Raw genomic sequence first — 19,033 nt, 5'->3', positions numbered from 1 at the left:
ACTCCAGTCTCATTTGGTTATCGACAGTTCACCCGGCGCACCCGCGAGCGAGCGTGTCGGTGACGAGGTGGCGATCATGATGATGAGGGTGAGGATGTAGGGAGCGGCGTAGAACATGTAATAGCCCTGCGTCACGCCGACCGATTGCAGCGCCGGGCCGAGAGCGCCCGCCCCGCCGAACAGAAGGGCGGCGGCAAAGCAGCCGAGCGGGTTCCAGCGTGCGAAGATGACCAGCGCCACTGCCATCAGGCCCTGGCCCGACGAGATGCGCTCGGTCCAGCTGCCGGGATAGTAGAGCGACAGATAGGCGCCGCCGATGCCGGCCAGCGCGCCGCCGACGCCGGTGGCCAGTAGCCGCACCGTATCGGGGTTGAGACCCATGGCGCGGGCCGCGTCGGAACTGTCGCCGACGACGCGCACGATGAGGCCGGCGCGGGTGTTGCGGAAGGCCCACCACAGGATGACCGAAAGCACCGCCCCGATCAGGAACAGCACGTTGACGTCGAGCGCGGCCTGCACCTGCAGTATGTCGGACCAGCCGCCGAAGGGAATGGCCGGCAAATTGGGCGCCTTCGGCTTGATGAAAGGCTTGCCGAAGAAGAAAGCCAGGCCCGAGCCGAACAGCATCAGCGCGATGCCGATGGCGATGTCGTTTACCTTCGGAAATTTGCAGATCCAGCCATGGAACAGGCCGAAGCACAGGCCGGCGCCGGCTGCGGCGAGTAGGCCGAGCCAGGGCGAGTTGGTCATAACCGCCACCGCATAGGCGGTCATGGCGCCGAAGACGAGCGTGCCTTCGAGCCCCAGATTGATGCGGCCGGAACGCTCGGTGATCGCCTCGCCCAGCGAGACGAAGATGAAAGGCGTCGACACGCGGATGGCGCCGCCCAGAATGGCCAGCGGCACGCCCCAGAGGCCGATCTCGGTCGCGTCCATCAGGCGGCTCCCTTCCAGAGATCGGGATTGAAGGCCTTGAGGCGACCATAAAAGGTTTCGCTGAACAGGATGACGATGAAGATCATGCCCTGGAGCACAAGCACGGTGGCGTCTGGCAGGTCCATGCGGCGCTGGATCAGCCCGCCCGAAGCGTCGATGCCGCCAAGCAGGATGGCGACCGGGATGATGGCCAGCGGGTTGTGGCGAGCGAGGAAGGCGACGAGGATGCCGGTGTAGCCGTAGCCCGCGGCGAGCGAGGCATTGGCGCTGCCCTGGACGGCGGCGACTTCCAGCATGCCGGCGAGCCCGGCAAAGCCGCCGGCCAGCGCGGTGAAGCCGACGATGAGCGGCCCGACGGCCAGCCCTTGCACCTGTGCCGCGCGCACATTGCCGCCGGCGATGCGCGCGGCGAAACCCCAGCGGGTCTTTTCGATCAGCACCCAGGACAGAATGCAGGCGAAGATACCGGCGACAAGCCCCCAATGCACGTCCATGCCCGGAATGTTGCCGATGCGATAGATGTCCGCCAGCGGCTGCGTCGACGGCTTGTTGAGCGAGGCCGGATCGCGCAGCGGCCCTTCCACCAGCTGGTTCATCAGCGCGATGGCTATGTAGGCCATCAGCAGGCTGGAGATGGTTTCGTTGACAGCTCGGTAGTGGCGCAGCGCGCCGACGGCACCGATCCAGATGCCGCCGGCGGCCATGCCAGCCACGCCCATGGCAAGAATGACGATGAAGGATGGCGCGCCGCTCAGCGCCACGCCGATGGCGGCGGCACCGACGCCGCCGAGCACGATGGCGCCCTCGCCGCCGATGACGACGAGGCCAAGCCGCGCCGGCAGCGCCACGCAGAGCGCCGCCAAAAGCAGAGGTGCGGCCCGCGACAGCGAGTTCTGGATGGAGAACCAGGAGCCGAAGCCACCCCGCCACATGGTTTCATAGAGCAGGACCGGCGACTTGCCGACAGCCAGGATGAACAGGCTGAACAGGGCCATGCCGACGACCAGCGCCACCAATGGAATGACGAAAGCTTCCGCCCGCCGCGCGATCCATTCCAGCGCCGCCGGATATCCTTTGGCGCCGAACATTACCGGCACGCCGGCCCCTGTCACCGTATCCGCCATCGCCCCGTTCCCCTCTGATCAGGCGGTCGAGCCGACGACCCCGTCGACCAGATAGTCCATGCTTTCGAGCTCGATCGCGGTCTCCGGGAAGGCCTGGCCTTCGGTGGCGACGACGACGCCCTTGTTGCTCTTCAGCGGACCCTTGATGACGGCGAAGCCGCCCTTCATCATCTCGGCCAGCGTGGCGTCGAACTGCTTGCGCGCCGGCTCGCCGACGGCGGGGCCGAGCGGGCTCATCTTGACGAAGCCGTCGGCCAGGCCGCCGCGGGTGAAGTTCGGCAGCGGCTTGCCGCCCGTGAGGTCGTCGACGAACATCTTGTAGACCTTGGCCCAATTCCATTCCGCGCCGGTGAGATACTTTTCCGGCGCCAGCGGGCTCTGGTTGGCGTGATAACCGCAGACGAAGGCGCCGCGGCCGGCCGCGGTCTCGACCACGACCTTCGGGCTGTCGACATGGCAGGTGATGACGTCGGCGCCCTGGTCGACCAGCGCGTTGGTGGCTTCGGCTTCCTTGACCGCCAGCGACCATTCGCCGGTGAAGATGACCTGGCAGGTGATCGTCGGATCGACAGAACGTGCGCCGAGCAGGAAGGAATTGATGTTGAGCAGCACCTGCGGGATGGGCTTGGCCGCAACGAAGCCGAGCTTCTTGCTCTTCGAGGTGTGACCGGCGACGACGCCGTTGAGATACTGGCCCATGCCGATATAGCCGAAATACGAGCCGGCATTCATCGGATGCTTGTCTTTGTTCCACATGCCGCCGCAATGGCGGAACTGCACGTCGGGGAATTTCGCGCACATGGCCAGCATATGCGGGTCGAAATAACCGAAGGAGGTCGGAAAGATCAGCGAGGCACCGTCGAGGTTGATCATCGATTCCATCGTCTTCTGGACATCGACCGTCTCCGGCACGTTCTCCTCCTCGACGACGGTGATGCCCTCAATGCCCTTCAGCGCCGCCGCACCCTCGGCATGCGCCTGGTTGTAGCCATAGTCGTCTTTCGGCCCGACATAGATGAAGCCTACGGTGGCGGCGGCGGCAAAGGCCCGGCTGACGGGAAAGGCCGCGGAGGCAAGTCCGAGTGCCGCTCCGGCGGCGGAGGTCTTGAGCAACTGGCGGCGGTTAAGCATGGATCTGTCGGTCATGTGAATGCTCCCCTGTAGGACCCATCCGGGTCGGTTAACGCCTTCTCAATAAAGTGCATGCAATCACCGTGCCAATTCAGGAATCGAAATTTCGTCAATGAAATCAATTGATATGGAAATGATGCGTGCACAAGTGAGAGGCAATTGCATGCACTTTTTGCCTTGAAAACAGCCAATTTGACAGGCAGATTAAAACATAGGCATAGAGGTTGCGGCCTGAGTCGGGATCATGCCGTTTGGCCGCTGGATTTCATGGCTTGAGACGCCGAAGCATGGGAGGCGAAGCGGACGTGTCGGGAAAGCGCAGCTTGATCCGGTCGGGCACGACCGTCGATCAGATGGTGCGGGCGATTGGCGACCGCATCGTCACCGGCTTCCTTCGCCCAGGTGAAAAGCTCGACGAGACTTCGCTTGCCGCCCGCTTCGACGTATCACGCACGCCGGTGCGCGAGGCGCTCGGCCAGCTCAGCGCCATGGGCCTGGTCGAGAGACGACCCAATCGGGGCGCCATCGTCGCCGTCGTCACGCACGAGCATCTCGCCTCGATGTTCGAGAGCATGGCCGAACTGGAGGCGATCTGCGCCCGCTTTTCCGCCGAGCGCATGACCAGCAGCGAACGCCGCACCTTCGAGATCGAGCATCAGGCCTCGGCCCGGCTGGTGCAGCTGGGCGCCGAGGAGGACTATGAATATTTCAACACCGAGTTCCACAGCCGGCTTTATCGCGGCGCTCACAGCACGCATATCTGCGAAATGACCGTGATGACACGCAGCCGGCTGGCGCCGTTCCGCCGCGCGCAATTCATGCTGCCCGGCCGTCTGGCCAAATCCTGGCAGGAGCACGACGCCATCGTCACCGCAATCATGCGCGGCGACGGCGCTGCCGCCGGCAAGGCTGCGCGAGACCACGTCTCGATCGTCAGCGAGGCAAGCGCCGTCTTTGCCATAGGCGACCAGCCGAAGGCCGGAAGCACGACACCGGTCACGGCGGGCTGACAATCCACCTGGCGGCGGCACCTGGCGCCGAAGATGCGGCCAGCTTGAGCGCCCGTCTTCCCCCCACACTCCCCTGCCGCTGGCCGCTGGTGCTGCCTTCGGTGGCCGCCTCGGTGATCGGCGGCACCTCGCTCTTCGGCGGCCGCGGCGGCTACACCGGCACCATCATCGGCGCCGTCCTCACCCGCACCGTGCTGACGACGCTGCTGCCCCCTCCTGCAAATGCAGGAGGGGGCAAGGCGGATCTTGGTCGGGCTGATCGCGCTCGTGACGGCGGCGTATTTGCTGATTGTGGAGGAGAGGTAGGGGCGCGGACCCGAATGTCCGCTTCGCGCCGCATAGCGGTCATTTCGGCCCCGTCGCGCCCCCCAAAAGCGGAGGTCGGCTACGGCGAAACGGTGACAACTCTCGCCGCCACCTTTGCATTGCACAGTGTGTAGACGCGAAATTCAAAGGTGCCCATTTCATCTCCTTTTTATGGATCCTTAGGCCCAGGACTGCAGCACGGCTGCGTCCGCCAGGATCATGAAAGTAAAGCCGATCGCCGGGGCGAGGTGCTTGAAGCCCTCGCGTGCCTTGATCAGCGTGCCCAGCGCGGCGAGGATCAAAAGCGTGAGACCAACCAGCGCGATGATTCGCGTGGATGGAAACAGCAAAGCCGCTGCCCCTGCGAGCTCCAGACCCGCCGTCAACAAACGCCACCCTTTGGGGTAGCCCCAGCGTTGGAAGTCCGCTTCGGCGTTCCCGGCATTGATGAGGTTGGCCAGGCCTGCGCCGGCGAACGCCAGCGCAACGATCCCGTTCAAAACCAGGGCGACGCTCATCGCGGAGCTCCTTCCGTCGGGTAGGCACCCATCTGGTGTAGGACCTCCTGCAGATTGAGTTCGTCCCAGTGCTCGACGAACCGATCACCTTCGACGCGCCAGATATCGATCGAGCGCATGGTAATTTCGGCGCCCGATGCCGGAACACCAATGAACGGTCCGGTGTGGCGGGCCGTGTAGGTGTAACGGCCGACGACGCGGTCGCCGACGGCAAAGGCGTCCTCGACGACGACGTGGGTGTCGGAGAGCGTTTCGAACCAGTGGCCCATGAACTCAACGACACCGGCCAGGCCGGGCCGGACGCCGGGGTTGTGGTTGACGTAGTCTTCAGAAACCAGTTCGGCGAAGCGTTCAGCGTTGTGGCTGTTCATGATGTCGGCGAACAGGTGAGCTAGATCGACGGGGTTGCGCATGTTGACCTCTATGAGTTATAAGGCGATACACAATCGTATCGTATAAAGTCATATAAGACGGAATCGTATCGTATGCAAGAAGGAAGTTCCAGAAAGTGGCGGGACGACGATCCGCGCAGGCTGCGGATGGCCGAGACGAGGGCTTCGATCCTGCGTGCGGCGCGTCCCATTCTGCTGAGGGATGGCCTCGGCGGAACGACGCTGGACCGGGTCGCGGCGGAAGGGGGCATCGCGAAAATGACCCTCTATCGTCACTTCCCAAGTAAGGAGGCGTTGTTTGAGGGCTTGGTCACCGCGATGTGTGAGTACATGCGCGAGGGAATCGAGAACGCCGCGACACCCGACATCAACAAGCCCAGGGCGGACCGGCTTGCTGAAGAGTTGCACGCCTTCACGACGGCCCTTCTTGAGCCGGACGCGCTGGCGCTCTATCGCTTGATCGTCGCTGACGGATGGCGCTTTCCCGCTCTGTCTAGGGCGTTTGACCTTTCCGGCACGCGCGTTATTCGGCAGCGCATAGCGGGGTTACTTGAGCCTGGCGCAGTCCCTTCCAACGAGTCACTGACAATCGCTGGCGGGATCGTGGCGCTGGCACTAGGGGATGCCTATCAGCGCGCGATCATGGGCATCGTCGAAGAGGGAGACGCCGAGGTGTTTGAACACCAAATCGAAGCTGCCATTGCTTACGGGCTTAGCCGCCATAGCCCTTCTTGAACGTCCGCTATCACCATCTGATTGTCAGAAGCTGACGGACCGCTTCCGGCCCATACTGAGACGTTGCGGCCTTGATGCTAAGCGTCCGTCCACCCTAGTTCTCGGGGGAAAAGTTGCCGAAGTGCGAGAGGCCGAAGCGCGAGGCCACGGCCGTAACCGTTTGCTCGCCGGGGTGGCGCGGAGCACGGTGCGGCGCTATGCAGTTGGTGAGTGTAGCTGCTAACCCCAGCGATTGAACGAGGGGACGGTGTCCGTGAGACCGCGTTCTGCGCCGTGCGGTCCCACGGGCAAATGGACAACGCATTCCCGCACACGTCTCGCAGTAAAGTTGGTATGTATATGCGAGGGAGAGGGTAACAGATGAAACACAATCTTGGCTTGCTGTCCGACGCGACGCCGACGCTCCTGTTTCCGAAGACGTGATGCAAAAGCAAGGTCAGGTCTCATGTCTTCTCCAGATGTGACCGGCTCATCCCGCCCCGCGGGCTGGGGCTTGGCCCCAAAGCTGTTTACAACCCTCGTCCTTCTTGGCGCGATCGCGGTCCTGGTGACCGGGGTGCTCGGTTACTTCCGCGCCCGCGACGCTCTCGAAAAAGCAGTCTTCGACCAACTCACGGCCGCCCGTCAGACCAAGGCGCGCCAGGTTGAAACCTACTTCCGCACGATCCGGGCGGAGCTGCGCCTGCTTGCCACTTCCAAGATGGTGGTCGATGCGACACGCGAGTTCCGGATCGCGGTCGACGAACTCGACCGGGCAGGCGCGCCGCCTGAACTGCGGCAGAAGGTCGGCGATTGGTACGCTGAGAACGTCATCCCCGGAATGACGCGCACCCTGGGCAGGGAAGCAGCCCTGTCGGACTACCTGCCGGTCGGTGGTGCCCCCTACTATCTGCAGTATCACTACATTGTGGAAAATCCCAACCCGGCGGAGCGGCGCAAGCTTCTCGACGACGCCGGCGACGGAAGCGAATACTCCAGGCTGCATGCCATATATCATCCATTGATGCGCGCTGCGGCCACCACGGTCGGCTTTTTCGATTTCATGATTGCCGATCCCAAATCAGGTCGCCTGATCTATACGGTCGAGAAAGAGGTGGATTTCACCACGTCCCTTCAGTTGGGTCCGTACCGCCGCACCAATGTCGCGGCCGCCGTCGTCCGCTGCTCGCAGATCGCAGACCCTTCAGCCATCTGCCTCGAAGATTTCGCCTCCTATGCGCCATCAGGCGGCGCACCGATTGCCTTCATGGTAGCACCGGTGATTGCCCAGGGCGTCGTCATCGGCGCGCTGGTCGCGCAACTGTCGAATGATGAGATCGACAACGTTGTCACCGGCAACCGCCGCTGGCGGCAGGAAGGGTTCGGCGACACGGGTGAGGCCTATCTCGTCGGACCCGATTATCTGGCGCGCTCTGGCCCGCGGGCGTTCTACGAGAACCGGGATAACTTCTTCGCCGACCTCAAATCCGCCGGCGCTTCGGACGAGGAGATCGCCGCCATTCAGCGCTACGGGACACCAGTGCTGCATCAGCGCATCGACACCAAGGCCACCCGTGCCGCGCTCGCCGGTGTCGAGGGCGCAGGCGAGATCATCGGATACCGTGGCGTCCCGACGCTCGCTTCGTGGGGCCCGCTCGCGATTCCCGGCGTCAACTGGGCACTCGTCGCCAAGGTCGACAGCGCCGAGGCCTTCACACCGATCGCCCAGCTCCGCAGAGACCTGCTCGTCGTCGGCGGACTTGCGCTGCTCGTGGTGGCCGCCACCGCCGCCTGGCTCTCGCGCGCGCTGCTCGGACCGCTCCGCGATCTCACTGCCGGGGTGAAACGTTTCTCTGCTGGCGACTATGCGGTCAGCGTGCCGGTCCGCACGCGCGACGAGATTGGCGAGCTCTGCTCAGCCTTCAATGGCATGGTTGAGGATCTGCACCAAAAGAATGTCGTGATCGAGAACAAGAACCGCGAGAACGAGCAGCTGCTGCTCAACGTCCTGCCGGCACCGATCGCCAACCGGCTGCGCGCTGGCGAGGAGAGGATCGCCGACGGCTTCGCCGAGGTCACGGTCGCCTTCGCAGACCTGGTCGGGTTCACGGCACTGACATCGGGGATGCCGCCGCACGATGTCGTGACGTTTCTCAACGGACTCTTCACGCGCTTCGACGTTGCCGCCAATGATCTCGGTATCGAGAAGATCAAGACGGTGGGCGACGCCTATATGGCGGTGTGCGGCCTACCCGTGCCGGTGGCCAACCACGCCGAGCGCATGGTCCGCATGGCCATCCGCATGGTCCACATTACCCGCGAGCACGCGATGGAACACAACGTCTCGATCAAGGTCAGGGTTGGCGTCAACAGCGGGCCGGTGGTCGCCGGCGTCATTGGGAAGAGTAAGTACATCTATGATTTATGGGGTGACACAGTGAACCTGGCGAGCCGCATGGAGTCTGGCGGAATTCCCGATTCTGTTCAGGTGACGCGCCCCGTCTACGAACAGCTCAAGGACCAATTCGTCTTCGAGCCGCGCGGCGCTATCGAAGTCAAGGGCAAAGGAAAAGTGGAAGCCTGGGTATTGAGATTTTAGCCGCGGGGGCACCTCCGATGCCAGCTTGCCCTCGACCTGTCCGCCGCCAATGGCTTTCGCCGCGGCGCGACTGGGCGCCCTGATCCTCACCGTGCTGACGACGCTGCTGACGATCCTGCAAATGCCGGAGGGGGCAAGGCGGATCTTGTTCGGGCTGATCGTGCTGTTCGCGACGGCGGCGCATTTACGGATCGTGGAGGAGCGGGGAGTGGGGCGGGAGTGGCTGCTTTGGGCCGAGAGAGGACTGGCAGCTTCAAGACTCGAATCGTCAGAAGCGGACATTCAGCTTCTTGGGGGCATCGATGTGATCTCCCCGAAGCCGACATCGCCCCTGGCTCTTCCCGCATTGCTCTCGATCGCGCAATTGCACCTTGCGCGCCTATCCCGATTTTCGGATCGGAATTGAAGCCAGTTGCTAGTCGGGCAATCCTGCCAAGCGCATGCATTCGATGAGGTCGTCAGCCATCTTGGGGTCAACAAACATTGGATTCTTCCGCAGGGCACGCAGCGAGTAGCGCGGAATCAGGCGGAGCAGCTCGTCGACGTAATGCTTGGCTTCCTTGGGGCGACCTTGACGAGCATAGGAACACGCCAATGTCACTAGCGCGCCGAACAGAGCGGGATCTTGTTGAAGCCCCTTCTTCGAAACGTCGATCGCTTTTTCATAATCGCCGAGGAAGAAATAAGCGTGTCCCATCGCGTCATATAGCCAGGTTCCGCGAGAATCGCGTGGGTTGCCGCGTTCCGCTCTTTGGCAAGCAGCCAAGCCACCTTCCAAATCGCCACGAAACACCAGCGCATGCCCCAAGACCGCGTAGGCCTCGGCATAGTTCGAATTGAGCTCTATCGCCCGTTGGGCCACCCTGATGGCCTGCTCTGTCTCTCCGGTCACCGCCAGCATGAACGCCAGAGACTGATTGGCCTGCGGGTTTGTTGGCGCCAGGTGAACCGCCTTCTCCGCCCAGCGCCGGGCCTCTTCGAAGGCCAGGCGCGCCGGACGAATCCATCCGCGCAACCCGATGTGCACGTGGCATTGACCAAGCAGGGCGTGAGCATTGGCGAAATCGGGGTCGATCTCGATCGCTCTTCTGAGATCGGCAATCGCCGCTTCCACATCCTGCTTCGTCATCCTGTGATAGGCGGCGATCGCCCGCAAATAGTGGTCCCATGCACCGAGATCGTCCGGCCGTTTTCCTCGCGCCCGCTCGATCTCAGCCAACGTGATTTCGGGTCCGACTACCGACGCGATGCTGGCCACGATGTCGTCCTGCAACTCGAAGAGATCATCCATCTTGCGGTCGTATCGCTGTGCCCATACATGGCGATCTGACTCCGCATCGATCAACTGGGCGTTGATTCGCACGCGGTCACCGGCCCGGCGCACACTGCCTTCGAGAATATACCGGACCCCGAGCTCCCGCCTAATCTTCTTCACGTCAACGGCCTTGCCCTTATAGGTAAAGGCGGAGTTGCGCGCGATAACAAACAACCATTCGAAACGCGAAAGTGCCGTCGTCAGATCTTCGGATATGCCATCCGAGAAATACTCTTGGGCATGATCATCGGACATGTTGTCGAACGGCAGGACGGCGATCGACGGTTTGGCCGGCAAGGGAATAGGGCCAGCCGGTTGGCTCGACACGCTCGCCGCAACCACTCGATACGTCCGTACGGGATCTGCGATATTTCTTACCTGGTGAGTTCCGAAGTCCTGGAACCCGGCGTCGAGTTTGCCTTTTACCTGATCGAAGGCCATGCCGGAGATACAGATGCCGCCTGGGTCAGCCAGCTTTTCAAGTCGCGCCGCGACGTTGACGCCATCGCCATAGATGTCTTCGCCATCGATGATGATATCGCCTACATTCACACCAATCCGAAAGGAGATCGACGCGCTATCGGGCATTGCGAGATTTCGTTCGGCAACGCGACGTTGAATGCAGACTGCACAGTCCACCGCATCGACCGCACTGGCGAACTCAATTAATGCTCCATCGCCCATGAGCTTCACCAGACGCCCTCGATACTCGGTGAGGATCGGGCTTATCAAATTGCGGCGCAGTTCCTTGAGCGCACTCAGTGTTCCTGTCTCGTCCGCTCCCATGAGGCGGCTGTAGCCCACGACGTCAGCCGACATTATAGCAGCAAGACGCCGCTGAACGCGTTGCTTCGTCATTCCCTTCCGCCTCTGGCTAACGCTGGTCGCAAGTGTATCGCCCACTGCCTTGGTGTGTCTACGAAGGTCTCGTTTCCCCAAATTCGACAGGCCACCGCGCGATGCGGCGACTGGCGCGGATCCGTCAATCGGGCATGGTCCGCCGTGGAAGAAGGAGCGCGAGATGATCGCTGAGGTCGCTCATCGTAACCGGCGCCGTGTCTGGAACTGCTTGCCCAAACAGGTACATGCCGGGTGCCTCGACTACGCCGCCGTCGTGACGTGTCCGGCCTTTGCGACGACTTTAGAGAACGGCAGGTTTGACAAATGCCATGGCGCCTCTCGAATGTCCGAGAAAGGCGCAAAGCTGTCGTTCACGTCGCGGCAGAGGTAGGTCGGTCTTGGGTCAGAAGCGCGGCCGATCATCAAGTGCCGCCGCCACGCGCACGCCGCCCCGCCCCTCACCAAAACCCAACCAGCGATCTCAGCATCGCCTTGGCGCCAACCGCTTGCCGGCACGTCTTGCGAAACCCCGACCGTCCTCAAGCACGTCATCGTCGATGTCCCTCAGGATGATGCGCGCATTGCGCCATCCGAGCCTGGCGAGGGCGGATGCCAGCTCCGCGCGGGCGGAGTTGAACGGGGTCTGGTCAGCTGTCGGGGTAGCGGCCTGGTCGATGTCATTGCTGGCGCCGAGCGTGTGGCGTGGCATGTCCACGCTGCTGCGGACGTCGAACGGCCGGGAACGGCCAAGAAAATGCGAGACTATATGCAGGGACAGAGCCGGTTCTGAAACGAGCTGCTCATAGCTTACGAAATGCACCGGTGCGCCGGCGCGGCGCAGGGAATCCATGGCGAAGTAGAACTGGTTCCAGTAGTCGGCCGGCGACTGGAACCTGTATTCCATTCGCTTTGGCTGCGTGAAATCCTGTCTTACCTCAAACGGCTTGCTGACAAACGAGCCGAGATTCCCGTTCGGCTTGAAGATGGTATCGTTCCTGGCCAGGCGATACCACGACAGGATCTGGCTGACCGGATCCTTGCTCATGACGATGATGGGCAAGTCGCCATAGTCTATGTCGCGCCCGTTCATGAGGGCTGGAAAAATCCCGTGTTTCCAGAACCCCTGATCGAAGACGACCGGCACGCCCAGATAGCGTTCGAGCAGATATTTCGCGAGATTTGTGCCCGATCTCGGCACCCCCATGACTCGCACGGCGGCATCGCCATGCAGAGTCCGCGCCCCGCCGGGGGTCGACGTCTTCACGATCGTTCCCATTCCCGAAAACATCGGCAGCTCACCCATTGATTTGCTCCAGCTGCGGCCTTGCTTGCGCGACCGTGGGGACCCAGGCTCGGCTCGAGCCGAGCGCTGTGACATGGTCGACTATGGTCGCGAAAAATTCGCGCTCGCGGATCGGTCGGTATCGCAACGCGATCGTTGCACGCAGCTGGCCGAGCCACGCCGGATCCGTGCAGGCTTTGGCGACCGCCGCGCACCATGCCTCGACATCGCGCGCCGGAATTGTCGGCATCAGGCCTTGCGTCGCCTCCGTCAGGGATGGCGCATCCGAGATGAGAACCGGCAGTCCGAAATCGAGGCACTCGGCCGCTCCCAGGCCCCAGCCCTCCACCGCGGACGGGTAGACGCTGAACTCGGCGTCGCGATAGAGCTCCGCAAGCTGCCGGTCGCTGAGATTGGAGCGGAACTGAACATGCTCGCCAAGCTCCGGATGCTGCGCCATGAAGGCGACCAGCTCCTCGTACATCCACCCCCATCGGCCGCACAGCACGAGCGTTGGCAACCGCTCACCCAGCAGCGGCAGGAGTCGATGCCAGACCTTGAGCAGCAGGATGTGGTTCTTCCTGATCTCGATCGTCGAGCAGTAGAGAACGAACTTGCGGCCCTGGTTCTGCCGCTCGAAGGACATCTCGCGATCGGCGACGCCTTCCCTGAGAAAGGCGCCCGGCGATGCAACCGCGACCAGCGGAATCCGACGAAAGCTGGAAGCGCTCGCATGGCATCTCACCCGCTCGGCGGTGTATTTCGACACGCAGATGAGCAGGCGCGAATTCTCCAGCTGCCATGCCGTGTTGCGCACGAAGCCGCGGGCGTGATGAGGACCGACGAATTGCGGGAAGTCGATCGGGATGAGGTCGTGCATCAGCGTGAAGATGCCGGACCTGGCTTTGTTCGGGCGCTTGATCGCGGCAAGTTCGTGCACGCTGGCGCTCGAGAGAAAGCACATGGCGTTCTCTTCCTTCAGCGGATCCTTTGTATCCAGCCTGCATGGACACAGGGCTGATTTCATGATCTTGAAAAGGCGGATGGCCGTCTTGGACAGCTGAAACTTCAGCCCCCTTCTCTTCTCGCTGCCCGAGAGGAAGATCGCCGCCACGCGATCGAACTCGCGCCCGGGAGCGAAGGGGGCTGCCCGCATGATCGACAGAACTTTCCAGAGGCGGGCCAGATACGAGCTCCCCTCCCCGCCGACAGGCTGCTCCAGCTCATCGTCAACCAACTGCCTTAGATAGCGAAGTTCCGCGTCATCCAGCATCTGGCCCCGCCCGTGCGCGTCGACGATGAAGAAGCCGATCGGCGAGGCCTTCCATCGCAGCGCCTGACGAATGAGTGCCGTTTCGACGCGCGGGATGCCCACCGGCGGATGAGGCCCCCAGCGGAACGGCAGGCTGGCATCGATATACAGCTTTTTCAATGACTTACCCTTGCTGTTGCGATCGGCTCTATCAGGCAATTCTTCTGCCGGGACAGACCTCACACCGATCAAGCCGCATGGTTGCGGCTGTGCTTGTTCAGATCTGCGCCTCGAGGTGCCGGCTTTCAAAAGGGCGCCCCAAGGGTTGGGTTTCAATACGTGGGAAAATTACCCACGTCAAGCGCACCGCACAAAAACCGTCCCCGTCAGGAAGGACGGTCGCCGCGGTTCGCCAAAGGTCAGATGGGAAAATGAAGCGGCGGGAGTTGATTTGTGGGTAATTTTCCCACAATCTGATCCAGTCAGCGACGCATGCAGATGAGGAGCACGTGACCGGACCTGCCACGCAGGTGTGCCGGCATCAAAGTTCGGCGGATCACTCGCCCCCCGTGTGATCCGCGGAAAGCAGCCGTACCCAAAAAGCTCGAACAAGCCCCCCTTAACGAGCTCGTCGTACGGCCGCGCCGGCCGGTCTGTCTCATCGCAAAGGACAGACCGGCCGGATCGCCGCTTCCTCTGGAGGAAGTTCGCTTCCTCTGGAGGAAGTTCGCTTCCTCCGGAATAACCCGATCGCTAGGGCGCGCCTGGCCCGCCGCCAGGACCACCTGGACCGCCGGGCTGGCCCCCGGGCGGCTCGCCCGGTCCGTTCGGCCCCCCTGGCGGCTGACCGGGCGCACCAGGTTGGTCTGGCGATCGTTGGCCGGCATTCTGCTCACGCGACGCCGATACGATGTTGCCCTCACGATCGAACCCGACAGCGAGAAACGCCCGGACATTGGCTGTCGATTTCGAATCGCCGTTCTGGTCATCGACGGCGACGCCCAGCCCCGATTCCAGCCGCTGTCCCCGGCGCTGCAGGAAAGTCTCGTAGAGCACGTTTGCAACCGTGGCCTGCGGGACCGGAGCTTCCGCCTCCAGATGCACCACCTTGTATCCACCCTTGGCCTTGGTCAGGGTCAGCTGAACGCGCCGGTTGGCAAGCGCTGACGATTCCGGTCCGATCTTGAGCCGTCCGACCAGCAATGCGCCCGACTTCACGATTGCCAGGCCGCGAACCGAATAGTGCGACTCATGCGGCCTGGCCTCGACCAGGCTCGCGACGATTGTCCCATCGGGCCGACGGATGCCGTGGACGGCCACGATATCGCCCGTCGCGATCTTCAATCCGCCCAGAATCTGGCTGATGTCGACCTGCTGGCCCAGGACCCGCATCGACCCGGCGCTTGCGCGTTCGACAGGCCCAATCACCTCGCTGGTGACATGGATCGCAGAGGTGACGACGAGCCCTGCCTTTTGCACCACCGCGACCCGCACGACATGCCCCATCTTCAGGCTGCTCGAGTTGACGCGGACGCCATCCACCCAGACCGGCACATCCGGCTGATAGCTAACGCGCACGTCATTGACGAAAATACTGCCGAAGCGCTGTATGGTTCCCACGATGCCGGTGCCGCCGATGCCTTGATCGCCGTCCATCCCCGCAGTCCAGCCGGTGCCGCCAATCCCCTGGTCTTTCGACGGCTCCGTCGCTCTTGCGAACAGGCTGAAAAACACTGCCGGCACGGCAGCGCCGAGCGTGAGGAAATCGCGCCGCGTCGGCCTCCGGTTCCAGCTCATGCCGTCTCTCCGCCAGCGCCCTTGTGCTGGGGCAATTCCTCGGCAACCAGCGAAGTCCCATCGGATCTCAGAATATAGACACCGTAGTTCCACCGGCTGGTCCCGCCGGGATCGGTTTGAATGGCCTGGTTGGCGTATTTGTTCAAACGCAGCAGCGTTTCGACCGCGACTTCGCGGCTGTAGATTTCGAGTGATCTGGCAAGGTCCGCGGACAGGCCGTCATAGTGGACGGCCCGTTCGAGGAAAGGCGGATCGTCGGCCATGACGTTTTCGACCGCGGCGGCCGCATGGTCGCCGAGATTCCGGGCAAAGTAGTAAAGCCGAACCTCGCCGTCTCCGCGCGGCACCATGGCCCCTTCCATCAGGACAATGCGATCCTTCCCGTCGATTTCAACCAGCTGCCGGTCAAGCCAATCGTCCAGAACAGCTCTCGGCCGCAAATCGCGGGTTACCGATTCCACAAGGCCGGCAAATGACGGCCCTCCCGCCTCACTCGTTCGCGCCAGGGGCAACGGCACGCCCTTGGCGTCGACAAACAGCGGATCCGCAAGCCAGCGCGCGACAATCGCACTCGTCCTGGAAACGGACTCGGGCACCACCCGAACCGGCGCGCCGGCGCCCCTCAACCGGCTGACTTCCTTGCGGTGGACGCCTGTCAGCAAGCTGACCCTGCTGTCCGTCTGTTGCTTGTCGGGCAGCGCAAATTCATGCTCCGCCACATTGACATAGAGCTGACGCAACAGATCGACGAAGGTTGGAAACGTCACCCCGCACTTGATGGCCAGCCGCACCAGGGGGCGAAGAACCCGGTTCAACGCGTTCTGGACCCAATCGGGATCCAATTGTCCCGCCGATCTGCTCATCGCCGTCCCTCACAATTCCGAAAATCGGCCATCCATCTTAAAATTCCGCGCGAAAATAGCGCGTGGGAAATGCTTCCACAATAGGTTGACATGTGTGATATTTTCCCACAATATGCATCGCCGATACGATCGCCGACGGAGATGTCTTTTGAAGAAGCCTTATGCAAAACCAGCCATGATCAAGACGCAAGCAATGGTCGAGGACGTTCCAATTCAATTCGGTGACATCACCGATGCCTATTTCAGTAAGGAGAGGCGCGTCGATTCCATCGTTCCCATTGCCGCTGGTATTGTATCGTCTTACGTCACGAACAACGCCCTGCCCGCAGCTGAACTCCCCGAGTTCATAAACACGATATACGCTTCGCTTAAGGCCATTTCAGATGGGATTCCCGACGTCAGGCCTGATGCGGTCAAAGCTGCTGTGCCTGTAAGAAAATCCGTCACACCCGATTTCATCGTCTGCCTGGAGGACGGCAAGCGTTTCAAGTCGTTGAAGCGGCATATCGAGGCGCACTATGGTCTTACACCGGATCAGTATCGAAAGAAGTGGAGCTTGCCTTCCAACTACCCGATGGTGGCGCCAAATTATTCCGCAACCCGCTCGAAACTGGCCAAATCCATGGGCCTCGGCCGAAAGCCAAAGTAGTTTTTCGGCCGGCTAAGACGGAGGCCATTTGAGGATGGTGGGCGGAAACTGGCGCCGCCCACCTCACACCGCCAGACGCCCCTGCTCCGCCTCTTCGGCGTTGGGGTCGCCCGGTGCGGTTGCCCAGGCCAGCTCAACCAGCGTCACGGTGCGCCGGCCTGTCCCGTCGAGCTGGCAGACGATGAGGCCCTGCTCCTCGATATAGGTCAGCAGGCGCCGGGCGCGGCGCAGCGAGTGGGAGCCGTAGGCGCGGGCGATCGCGGCATCGCTCGGGCACGGCCAGCCCTCCTTCGCGGCGCGGGCGATCATCATGAACACGCCTTGCATGTCGTCGGGCAGCAGCGAGGCGCGCACCGAGACGTCCTGCCAGGCGTCATCGCCTGCCGCCATGTCGGAGCCGAGGCCGGCGCGGGCGCGCGTCAGCATGCGGCGGAACTCCGGTAGATCCGGCACGACCGAAGCCAGGCCCTCGATGCGGCAACGCACGACGAACTCCTGATAGAGCACACCGATGACGCGGAAGCCCGCGTCAGGTTGGGCGAGAATGGCGCGCAGCACACGGTCGACGCGCTCGCGGCGCTCGGCCAGATCCTCGGCGCTGATTTGCGGCTCCACCGGATCGGGGCGGATTTCCAGCGCCGCCGACTTCGCCGCCATCAGTTGGTCGAGCAGGTCGGGCGACGCCGTCCGGCGCGGCGCGCGCGCGGTCTCGGGCGGCGGCGCTGCCAGAATGATGGCGCGCGCGTCCTCGAGCGCGGATTCCGGCAGCGGCATCAGCCGCGGCGTGCCATTGCGCGGACTTGTATCGGTCGGGCCGATGCGCAGGCCGAGCGGCCGGCGCGACAGCGCCGGGCCGAGCGCCATGAACTGCCCGCGCTCCAGGTCGCGAAACGCCTCCGCCTGCCGCCGTTCCATGCCCAAAAGGTCGGCGGCGCGCGCCATGTCGATGTCGAGGAAGGTGCGGCCCATAAGGAAATTGGACGCCTCGGCGGCGACGTTCTTGGCGAGCTTGGCCAGCCGCTGGGTGGCGATGATGCCGGCAAGCCCGCGTTTGCGGCCACGGCACATCAAATTGGTCATGGCGCCGAGCGAGAGTTTACGCGCCTCGTCGGAAACCTCGCCGGCCACCGCCGGCGCGAACAGCTGCGCCTCGTCCACCACCACCAGCATCGGGTACCAGTGGTCGCGGGCAACCTCGAACAGCCCGCCGAGGAAGGCGGCGGCGCGCCGCATCTGGTTCTCGGCGTCGAGCCCTTCGAGATTGAGCACGGTGGAGACGCGGTGGATGCGCGCCCGCTCGCCGGCGCTCTGCAGGCCGCGTTCGGTATGCTCCTCGGCATCGATCACCAGGTGGCCGAAACGGTCGCCCAGTGACACGAAGTCACCTTCGGGGTCGATGATGGTCTGCTGCACCCAGGGGGAACTCTGCTCCAGCAGACGCCGCAGCAGATGCGATTTTCCGGAGCCCGAATTGCCCTGCACCAGCAAGCGGGTCGCCAGCAGCTCCTCGAGGTCCAGGGTCGCCGGGGCGCCTGCGGTCGTGTGTCCCATCTCGATCGCAACGGTCATGGTCGACTCAGGCGCTCCTTCGCAGACGGACTTATCAACCGGATCACAGCCCGTCGAGCGCCGATGGCCGGCCGCTGCGCGTTGCGCACAGCTGTGGGACCGTCTCCGGACCGTCGCGGACAGGCGAACCCTGTGGATAGTAACCAGTCGTTCACCATGTGCCCGCGTTCCGTTTGAAGACGTCCTGCATACGCGTAGCCTGACCTTGCATCGCGTCCCCAACGTGGTGCGTCCCAACCGCCCCCTGGCGACCGACGTTTTCAAGTTCCCTCTCTAAGTATATGTCGGTCGCCAACTTCGGCTCACCCCCGCCGGGTTCTGACTTCGTCAGGACTCGCCCGCTGGCGCAAACTTTGGGTTGACCGCCCCTGACGGCGAGGCGACACTTCCCCGACGCTAGAGGTGCGAGGAGGAATTGCGATGGACGAGCCCGAACGGTGGCGCCACATGTCGACGGCGCCGAGGGATGGCAGCCGCATCCTTGTCACGGTTCGCCCGTCCGAACAGGGACCGGCGGAAGTCGACCTCGCCTATTGGTCACGCGCCGACCAGTTCGCCAGCGAAGGCTGGCGCGCGTCGGACTCCTCGCCCGGGCGCGTCGTCGAATATGCCGAACCGGAACTGAAATGCTGGATGCCGCTGCCGACAGCCAATCTCAGCCGCGCCTCCATGCCGGCGCCCTGGGAAGGCGAAGATGCCCAGCAGCTGGACGGCTCGGGGATTTGAGAATGGGTTT

Annotated in this window: 16 protein-coding genes and 2 pseudogenes; 7 read left to right on the top strand and 11 right to left on the bottom strand. The window is 63.0% G+C overall.

What is annotated here, in order from left to right; all coding sequences use genetic code 11:
• Positions 1–9: 9 nt before the first annotated feature.
• From AC1D10_RS30625 to AC1D10_RS30615, 3 genes are read right to left on the bottom strand one after another with little or no spacing between them, the layout of a single operon-like run.
• A complete protein-coding gene (locus AC1D10_RS30625) occupies positions 10–936 on the bottom strand; it encodes an ABC transporter permease (protein WP_477278539.1) in 927 nt (308 codons plus the stop codon).
• On the bottom strand, positions 936–2,024 hold the full coding sequence (locus AC1D10_RS30620) for an ABC transporter permease (protein ID WP_477278651.1): 1,089 nt from the start codon (positions 2,022–2,024) through the stop codon (positions 936–938). The genes AC1D10_RS30625 and AC1D10_RS30620 overlap by 1 nt, the downstream gene beginning before the upstream one ends.
• A 54-nt stretch (positions 2,025–2,078) precedes the next feature.
• Positions 2,079–3,206, bottom strand: a complete 1,128-nt coding sequence (locus AC1D10_RS30615) for a BMP family ABC transporter substrate-binding protein (protein WP_477278538.1) — start codon at positions 3,204–3,206, stop codon at positions 2,079–2,081.
• A 272-nt stretch (positions 3,207–3,478) separates the two neighbouring features.
• Between AC1D10_RS30615 and AC1D10_RS30610 the strand changes: the two genes are divergently transcribed.
• Together AC1D10_RS30610 and AC1D10_RS30605 are read left to right on the top strand one after the other, a co-directional pair.
• On the top strand, positions 3,479–4,201 hold the full coding sequence (locus AC1D10_RS30610) for a GntR family transcriptional regulator (protein ID WP_477278537.1): 723 nt from the start codon (positions 3,479–3,481) through the stop codon (positions 4,199–4,201).
• Positions 4,202–4,278: 77 nt separating this feature from the next.
• Positions 4,279–4,507: pseudogene (locus AC1D10_RS30605) on the top strand (ABC transporter permease); the annotation flags it as partial.
• Positions 4,508–4,686: 179 nt separating this feature from the next.
• Here AC1D10_RS30605 and AC1D10_RS30600 read toward each other — a convergent pair.
• Both AC1D10_RS30600 and AC1D10_RS30595 read right to left on the bottom strand, forming a co-directional pair.
• The gene (locus AC1D10_RS30600; protein WP_477278536.1) at positions 4,687–5,025 is read right to left on the bottom strand and encodes a DoxX family protein; all 339 of its coding nucleotides are present in this window, start codon (positions 5,023–5,025) and stop codon (positions 4,687–4,689) included.
• Positions 5,022–5,438: an ester cyclase gene (locus AC1D10_RS30595; protein ID WP_477278535.1), complete on the bottom strand. Its 417-nt coding sequence runs from the start codon at positions 5,436–5,438 to the stop codon at positions 5,022–5,024. Before AC1D10_RS30595 ends, AC1D10_RS30600 begins: the two co-directional genes overlap by 4 nt.
• Before the next feature lie 72 nt (positions 5,439–5,510).
• On the opposite strand from AC1D10_RS30595, the gene AC1D10_RS30590 reads away from it, so the two are divergent.
• The 3 genes and pseudogenes from AC1D10_RS30590 to AC1D10_RS30580 all read left to right on the top strand — a co-directional run.
• Positions 5,511–6,152, top strand: a complete 642-nt coding sequence (locus AC1D10_RS30590; protein WP_477278534.1) for a TetR/AcrR family transcriptional regulator — start codon at positions 5,511–5,513, stop codon at positions 6,150–6,152.
• Positions 6,153–6,597: 445 nt separating this feature from the next.
• Complete coding sequence (locus tag AC1D10_RS30585; RefSeq protein WP_477278533.1) at positions 6,598–8,730, top strand: adenylate/guanylate cyclase domain-containing protein; 2,133 nt, start codon at positions 6,598–6,600, stop codon at positions 8,728–8,730.
• A gap of 70 nt (positions 8,731–8,800) precedes the next feature.
• A pseudogene (locus tag AC1D10_RS30580) lies at positions 8,801–8,935 on the top strand (ABC transporter permease); the annotation flags it as partial.
• A 210-nt stretch (positions 8,936–9,145) separates the two neighbouring features.
• Here the strand turns inward: AC1D10_RS30580 and AC1D10_RS30575 are convergent.
• The 5 genes from AC1D10_RS30575 to AC1D10_RS30555 all read right to left on the bottom strand — a co-directional run bounded on the left by AC1D10_RS30575 (position 9,146) and on the right by AC1D10_RS30555 (position 16,079).
• The gene (locus AC1D10_RS30575; RefSeq protein ID WP_477278532.1) at positions 9,146–10,903 is read right to left on the bottom strand and encodes an adenylate/guanylate cyclase domain-containing protein; all 1,758 of its coding nucleotides are present in this window, start codon (positions 10,901–10,903) and stop codon (positions 9,146–9,148) included.
• 463 nt (positions 10,904–11,366) lie between these two features.
• Positions 11,367–12,188, bottom strand: a complete 822-nt coding sequence (locus tag AC1D10_RS30570) for a hypothetical protein (RefSeq protein WP_477278531.1) — start codon at positions 12,186–12,188, stop codon at positions 11,367–11,369.
• Positions 12,181–13,599 carry a glycosyltransferase gene (locus AC1D10_RS30565; RefSeq protein ID WP_477278530.1) on the bottom strand — a complete coding sequence of 473 codons (1,419 nt, stop codon included), beginning with the start codon at positions 13,597–13,599 and terminating at the stop codon, positions 12,181–12,183. The genes AC1D10_RS30570 and AC1D10_RS30565 overlap by 8 nt, the downstream gene beginning before the upstream one ends.
• 573 nt (positions 13,600–14,172) lie before the next feature.
• Positions 14,173–15,216, bottom strand: coding sequence for a DUF5666 domain-containing protein (locus tag AC1D10_RS30560; RefSeq protein WP_477278529.1), 1,044 nt, complete (start codon positions 15,214–15,216; stop codon positions 14,173–14,175).
• Positions 15,213–16,079, bottom strand: a complete 867-nt coding sequence (locus AC1D10_RS30555; RefSeq protein WP_477278528.1) for a DUF6502 family protein — start codon at positions 16,077–16,079, stop codon at positions 15,213–15,215. The genes AC1D10_RS30560 and AC1D10_RS30555 overlap by 4 nt, the downstream gene beginning before the upstream one ends.
• Before the next feature lie 148 nt (positions 16,080–16,227).
• Between AC1D10_RS30555 and AC1D10_RS30550 the strand changes: the two genes are divergently transcribed.
• Positions 16,228–16,728 (top strand): Ros/MucR family transcriptional regulator, encoded by a 501-nt coding sequence (locus tag AC1D10_RS30550; RefSeq protein WP_477278527.1) that lies wholly within the window; start codon positions 16,228–16,230, stop codon positions 16,726–16,728.
• A 63-nt stretch (positions 16,729–16,791) separates the two neighbouring features.
• On the opposite strand, the gene AC1D10_RS30545 is transcribed toward AC1D10_RS30550, so the two are convergent.
• Positions 16,792–18,297, bottom strand: a complete 1,506-nt coding sequence (locus tag AC1D10_RS30545) for a helicase HerA domain-containing protein (protein WP_477278526.1) — start codon at positions 18,295–18,297, stop codon at positions 16,792–16,794.
• Between the two features lie 420 nt (positions 18,298–18,717).
• Here AC1D10_RS30545 and AC1D10_RS30540 point away from each other — a divergent pair, with 420 nt between their 5' ends.
• On the top strand, positions 18,718–19,023 hold the full coding sequence (locus AC1D10_RS30540; protein ID WP_056591812.1) for a hypothetical protein: 306 nt from the start codon (positions 18,718–18,720) through the stop codon (positions 19,021–19,023).
• Positions 19,024–19,033: the final 10 nt, after the last annotated feature.

Source organism: Mesorhizobium sp. P2_A8 (assembly GCF_056404935.1).
Note: the sequence above shows the minus strand (reverse complement) of the source record. Positions and strands in the feature narration are given on the sequence as shown.

Coding starts and splice junctions, on each gene's coding strand:
- AC1D10_RS30625 (WP_477278539.1), bottom strand. CDS start 936: ATGGACGCGACCGAGATCGGCCTCTGGGGCGTGCCGCTGGCCATTCTG.
- AC1D10_RS30600 (WP_477278536.1), bottom strand. CDS start 5,025: ATGAGCGTCGCCCTGGTTTTGAACGGGATCGTTGCGCTGGCGTTCGCC.
- AC1D10_RS30555 (WP_477278528.1), bottom strand. CDS start 16,079: ATGAGCAGATCGGCGGGACAATTGGATCCCGATTGGGTCCAGAACGCG.
- AC1D10_RS30540 (WP_056591812.1), top strand. CDS start 18,718: ATGGACGAGCCCGAACGGTGGCGCCACATGTCGACGGCGCCGAGGGAT.
- AC1D10_RS30590 (WP_477278534.1), top strand. CDS start 5,511: ATGCAAGAAGGAAGTTCCAGAAAGTGGCGGGACGACGATCCGCGCAGG.
- AC1D10_RS30570 (WP_477278531.1), bottom strand. CDS start 12,188: ATGGGTGAGCTGCCGATGTTTTCGGGAATGGGAACGATCGTGAAGACG.
- AC1D10_RS30585 (WP_477278533.1), top strand. CDS start 6,598: ATGTCTTCTCCAGATGTGACCGGCTCATCCCGCCCCGCGGGCTGGGGC.
- AC1D10_RS30595 (WP_477278535.1), bottom strand. CDS start 5,438: ATGCGCAACCCCGTCGATCTAGCTCACCTGTTCGCCGACATCATGAAC.
- AC1D10_RS30545 (WP_477278526.1), bottom strand. CDS start 18,297: ATGACCGTTGCGATCGAGATGGGACACACGACCGCAGGCGCCCCGGCG.
- AC1D10_RS30610 (WP_477278537.1), top strand. CDS start 3,479: ATGGGAGGCGAAGCGGACGTGTCGGGAAAGCGCAGCTTGATCCGGTCG.
- AC1D10_RS30575 (WP_477278532.1), bottom strand. CDS start 10,903: ATGACGAAGCAACGCGTTCAGCGGCGTCTTGCTGCTATAATGTCGGCT.
- AC1D10_RS30560 (WP_477278529.1), bottom strand. CDS start 15,216: ATGAGCTGGAACCGGAGGCCGACGCGGCGCGATTTCCTCACGCTCGGC.
- AC1D10_RS30615 (WP_477278538.1), bottom strand. CDS start 3,206: ATGACCGACAGATCCATGCTTAACCGCCGCCAGTTGCTCAAGACCTCC.
- AC1D10_RS30620 (WP_477278651.1), bottom strand. CDS start 2,024: ATGTTCGGCGCCAAAGGATATCCGGCGGCGCTGGAATGGATCGCGCGG.